General features: G+C 71.4%; 5 protein-coding genes. All 5 read right to left on the bottom strand.

Features of this window, described 5'->3' with window-relative positions:
• Positions 1-109 precede the first annotated feature (109 nt).
• Positions 110-1,069, bottom strand: a complete 960-nt coding sequence (locus ACFWEG_RS28185) for a bifunctional riboflavin kinase/FAD synthetase (protein ID WP_387220713.1) — start codon at positions 1,067-1,069, stop codon at positions 110-112.
• 169 nt (positions 1,070-1,238) lie between these two features.
• Positions 1,239-2,144 carry a tRNA pseudouridine(55) synthase TruB gene (truB, locus tag ACFWEG_RS28180; RefSeq protein ID WP_387220711.1) on the bottom strand — a complete coding sequence of 302 codons (906 nt, stop codon included), beginning with the start codon at positions 2,142-2,144 and terminating at the stop codon, positions 1,239-1,241.
• Entirely contained in the window at positions 2,141-2,614 is a 474-nt protein-coding gene (gene rbfA, locus ACFWEG_RS28175; protein WP_387220708.1) for a 30S ribosome-binding factor RbfA, read from the bottom strand. Before rbfA ends, truB begins: the two co-directional genes overlap by 4 nt.
• 63 nt (positions 2,615-2,677) lie before the next feature.
• Entirely contained in the window at positions 2,678-2,971 is a 294-nt protein-coding gene (locus ACFWEG_RS28170) for a DUF503 domain-containing protein (protein ID WP_387220715.1), read from the bottom strand.
• Positions 2,972-3,156: 185 nt separating this feature from the next.
• Positions 3,157-5,153, bottom strand: a 1,997-nt coding sequence (gene infB, locus ACFWEG_RS28165) for a translation initiation factor IF-2 (RefSeq protein ID WP_387220706.1), incomplete at its 5' end; no start/stop codon positions are given.

The following is a 5,153-nucleotide window of genomic DNA, read 5'->3' as shown; positions in this document are numbered from 1 at the left end:
TTTTTGTTTTTTTTTTTGGTGGGTTGTTTTTTTTTTTTACTCCCCCGGCCCTCCCACCCCTGTGGGGCCGCGCTATCCCCCCCCGCCGCCGCCCCTCCCTGCGAACGGCTCACAGCCGCGGCGTCTCCGCCTCCGCGATCAACTCCTCGCACCGCCGCACGTCCGCCCCGATCGCGTCGAGCAGCTGCTCCAACGAGTCGAACTTCGCCTGCCCGCGCACGAACGCCAGGAAGTCCACGGCCACGTGCAGCCCGTACAGGTCGAGCCCCTCGCGCCCGATCGCGTACGCCTCGACCGTCCGCTCGGTGCCGTCGAACTGCGGGTTGGTGCCCACGGAGACGGCCGCCGGCATGGCCTCGCCGAGCGCGTGCAGCCAGCCGGCGTAGACGCCGTCGGCGGGGATCGCGGTGTGCGGGAGGGTCTCGACGTTCGCCGTCGGGTAGCCCATCTCGCGCCCGCGCTGCGCCCCGCGCACCACGACGCCCTCCACCCGGTGCGGCCGGCCGAGGATCTCCGCCGCTCCCGCGACGTCGCCCTCGGCGACCAGCCGCCGGGTCAGCGTGGAGGAGAACGGCTCGCCGCCGCCCGCCGCGCCAGAGACGTACAGGTCGATGACCTCCACGTCGTAGTCGTACGTCCGGCCCTGCTCGATCAGGAACTCGACGTTGCCCGCGGCCTTGTGGCCGAAGCGGAAGTTGGGGCCCTCGACGACGGTCCGCGCGTGCAGCTTGTCGACCAGGACCTTCACCACGAAGTCGGCCGGCGAGAGCTTGGAGAACTCGGCGGTGAACGGCAGGACCAGCACCGCGTCGACGCCGAGCGCCGCCATCAGGTCCGCGCGCCGGTGGTGCGGGGCCAGCAGCGGCGGGTGGCTGCCGGGGCGGACGACCTCGCTGGGGTGCGGGTCGAAGGTGACGACGACCGACGGGACGCCCAGCTCGCGGGCGCGCTCCACCGCGCGGCCGATGATCAGCTGGTGCCCGCGGTGGACCCCGTCGTAGGACCCGATGGTGACGACGCTGCGCCCCCAGTCCTGGGGGATGTCCTCCAAGCCACGCCAGCGCTGCACTGTGACCGCTCCTCGCCCGAACCGAGCCGTTGTGGGCCCGCGGGACCCGTGTCCCGCGGCTTCCTGTGTGTACCTGAAACCGTGCCGAGGTGAAACACGGCGGGTCCAAGCCTGCCATGCCGGGCGCCGCGCGCCCGCATCACCCCGGCCCGGGGACGGAACGCCCCCGTCAGGCGAAGACGGCGACGCTCTTCGCCTTGCCCTGCTGCTCCTCGACGAGCCCGAGGCACCGGCCGTCCGGATCGAACACGGCGACCGCCCCGACCCCGGCGTACGTCTCGGGCATCTCCAGGCGCACCCCGTTGGCGAGCAGCCCCGCCCGGCGGGCGTCGACGTCCCAGCGCGGGAAGGCGGCCGCGGTGGCGTCCGCGAGCGGCATGACCCGCAGCTCCTCCTGGAGCTGGTCGAGCGTGCGCGCGGAGTCCAGCTTGTACGGGCCCACCCGGGTGCGCCGCAGCGCGGTGAGGTGCCCGCCGACGCCGAGCCCGGCGCCGAGGTCGCGGGCGAGCGCCCGGATGTAGGTGCCCGAGGAGCAGACGACGGAGACGACGAGGTCCACGACCGGCGTGCCGTCCTCGGCGACGGCCTCGCGCACGTCGTACACCTGGAAGGACGAGACGGTGACCGGCCGGGCCGGGATGTCGAACTCCTCGCCGCCGCGGACCCGGGCGTACGAGCGCTTGCCGTCGATCTTGATGGCGGAGACCTTGGACGGCACCTGCATGATGTCGCCGGTCAGCTGCGCGACCCCGGCGTCGATGCCCTCGCGGGTGACGCCGGACGCGTCGGTCGACGCCGTGATCTCGCCCTCGGCGTCGTCGGTGACGGTGTCCTGGCCGAGGCGGATCGTGCCGAGGTACTCCTTCTCGGTCAGCGCGAGGTGGCCGAGGAGCTTGGTCGCCCGCTGGACGCCGAGGACGAGGACGCCGGTGGCCATCGGGTCCAGGGTGCCGGCGTGGCCGACCTTGCGGGTCTTCGCGATCCCGCGCATCTTGGCGACGACGTCGTGCGAGGTGAAGCCGGACGGCTTGTCGACGATGACAAGGCCGTCCGGCGTGGTGCCGGGGGTGCTCATGACCTGCCGCCGGCCTCGTTCCCGGACTCGGCGTCGTCGGCCGGCTCGTCGTCCTCGGGCCGGCGGTAGGGGTCCGCCTCGCCCGCGTAGGCAGCGCCTGTGGACGACTGGCGGACCTCGGCGTCCTTGGCCCGCGCCTTGTCGAGCAGGTCGTCGATCGTCTTCGCCGTGTCCGGCAGGGCGTCCGGGATGAACGTGAGCGACGGCGTGTGCCGGACGCCCGTCTGCCGCCCGACCTCGGAGCGCAGGACGCCCTTGGCGGACTCCAGGGCCGCCGCGGAGGCCGCCCGCTCCTCCTCGTCGCCGTAGACCGTGTAGAAGACCGTGGCCTCCCGCAGGTCGCCGGTGACCCGGGCGTCGGTGATGGTCACGAACCCCAGCCGCGGGTCCTTGATCCGTCGGTCCAGGGTCTCCGCGACCACGACCTGGATGCGATCCGCCAGCTTGCGGGCGCGCGCGTTGTCGGCCACCGGTCCTTCTCCTTCTCGCTGCTCGTCGTGCCGGGTCCGCTCGTACGGTCCGGTCCCGGCTGGTCAGTCGTCGTCACCGTGCAGCCGCCGTCTCACCGACAGCAGCTCCACCTCGGGGCGGGCGGCGACCAGCCGCTCGCACCGGTCAAGGACCTCGGTGAGGTGCCCCGTGTCCCCGGACACCACCGCGAGGCCGATCTCGGCCCTGCGATGGAGGTCCTGGTCGCCCGTCTCGGCCACGCTCACCGCGTACTTGCGCTGGAGCTCGGCGACGATGGGGCGGACGACGGAGCGCTTCTCCTTCAGCGACCGTACGTCGCCGAGGAGGAGGTCGAAGGACAGCGTCCCCACATACATGTACGTCCGGATGTCCCGCCGGTTCGGGTTCATGCCGCTGCCACTGCTTGGCAGGGACAGCAGAACCGTACACGCGAGGGCCGGGGCCGCTCGACGGAATTGATCCCGCCGACCGGCCCCGACTCTCACCGCACGGTCGGTCCGTACGGGTGAACGTGCACCCGTACGGACCGCGACACCGCGTGTCAGCCGCGCGGCTTCTCGCGCATCTCGTACGTCGCGATGACGTCGTCGACCTTGATGTCGTTGAAGTTGCCGAGGTTGATACCGCCCTCGAACCCTTCGCGGATCTCGGTGACGTCGTCCTTGAAGCGGCGCAGACCGGAGATGTTGAGGCTCTCCGCGATGACCTTGCCGTCGCGGAGCAGGCGCGCCTTGGTGTTGCGCTTGACCTCGCCCGAGCGGACCAGGACACCGGCGATGTTGCCGAGCTTGGACGAGCGGAAGATCTCGCGGATCTCCGCGGTACCGAGCTCGACCTCCTCGTACTCCGGCTTCAGCATGCCCTTCAGGGCCGCCTCGATCTCCTCGATCGCCTGGTAGATGACCGAGTAGTAGCGGACGTCGACGCCCTCGCGCTCGGCCATCTGCTGGGCCCGGCCGGCCGCGCGGACGTTGAAGCCGATGACGATCGCGTCGGAGCCGGTCGCCAGGTCGATGTCCGACTCGGTGACGGCGCCCACGCCGCGGTGCAGGACCCGGATGTCGACCTCGTCGGAGACGTCGAGCTGGAGCAGCGAGGCCTCGAGGGCCTCCACCGAACCGGACGCGTCGCCCTTGATGATGAGGTTGAGCTCCTGGACCAGACCGGCCTTGAGCGCCTCGTCCAGGTTCTCCAGGGAGAACCGGACGCCGCGCCGGGCGAAGTTGGCGTTGCGCTCGCGCGCCGCGCGCTTCTCGGCGATCTGGCGGGCGGTGCGGTCCTCGTCGACGACGAGGAAGTTGTCGCCCGCGCCCGGGACGTTGGTGAGGCCGAGGACCAGGACCGGGGTCGAGGGACCGGCCTCCTCCACGTTCTCGCCCTTGTCGTCGAGCATGGCGCGCACCCGGCCGTAGGCGTCGCCCACGACCATCGTGTCGCCGACCCGCAGCGTTCCGCGCTGGACCAGGACGGTCGCGACGGCGCCGCGGCCCTTGTCCAGGTGGGACTCGATCGCGATGCCCTGCGCGTCCTGCAGCGGGTTGGCCCGCAGGTCGAGCGAGGCGTCCGCGGTGAGGACGACGGCCTCGAGGAGCTCGTCGATGTGCAGCCCCTGCTTGGCGGAGATGTCGACGAACATGGTGTCGCCGCCGTACTCCTCGGCCACCAGACCGAACTCGGTGAGCTGACCGCGCACCTTGGTCGGGTCGGCGCCCTCGACGTCGATCTTGTTGACCGCGACCACGATCGGCACACCGGCCGCCTTGGCGTGGTTCAGCGCCTCGATCGTCTGCGGCATCACACCGTCGTTGGCCGCGACCACAAGGATCGCGATGTCGGTGGACTTCGCACCACGGGCACGCATGGCGGTGAACGCCTGGTGACCGGGGGTGTCGATGAAGGTGATGCGGCGGTCCTCGCCGTTCACCTCGGACGACACCTGGTACGCGCCGATGTGCTGGGTGATGCCGCCGGCCTCGCCCGCGACGACGTTCGTCTTGCGGATGGTGTCGAGCAGGCGGGTCTTGCCGTGGTCGACGTGACCCATGACGGTGACGACCGGCGGGCGGGAGACCAGGGCCTCGTCGCCGCCCTCGTCCTCGCCGAACTCGATGTCGAAGGACTCGAGCAGCTCGCGGTCCTCCTCCTCCGGGCTGACGATCTCCAGGACGAAGTTCATCTCGTCCGCGAGGAGCTTGAGCGTCTCGTCGGAGACCGACTGGGTCGCCGTGACCATCTCGCCGAGGTTCATCATCACGCCGACGAGCGACGCCGGGTTGGCGTTGATCTTCTCGGCGAAGTCGGTCAGCGAGGCACCGCGCGACAGGCGGACGGACTGCCCGTTGCCGCGAGGCAGCATGACGCCGCCCACCGACGGGGCCTGCATGGCCTCGTACTCCTGGCGCCTCTGCCGCTTCGACTTGCGGCCGCGGCGCGCGGGACCGCCGGGGCGGCCGAAGGCGCCCTGCGTGCCGCCGCGGGCACCCGGACCACCGGGACGACCGCCGAAGCCGGGACGACCGCCGCCGCCACCGCCGGGAC

The sequence above is a fragment of the Streptomyces sp. NPDC060194 genome (assembly GCF_042728285.1).
Lineage (GTDB): Bacteria > Actinomycetota > Actinomycetes > Streptomycetales > Streptomycetaceae > Streptomyces.
This window is presented reverse-complemented; position numbering and strand designations above follow the sequence as displayed.

Coding starts and splice junctions, on each gene's coding strand:
- truB (WP_387220711.1), bottom strand. CDS start 2,144: ATGAGCACCCCCGGCACCACGCCGGACGGCCTTGTCATCGTCGACAAG.
- ACFWEG_RS28170 (WP_387220715.1), bottom strand. CDS start 2,971: ATGTATGTGGGGACGCTGTCCTTCGACCTCCTCCTCGGCGACGTACGG.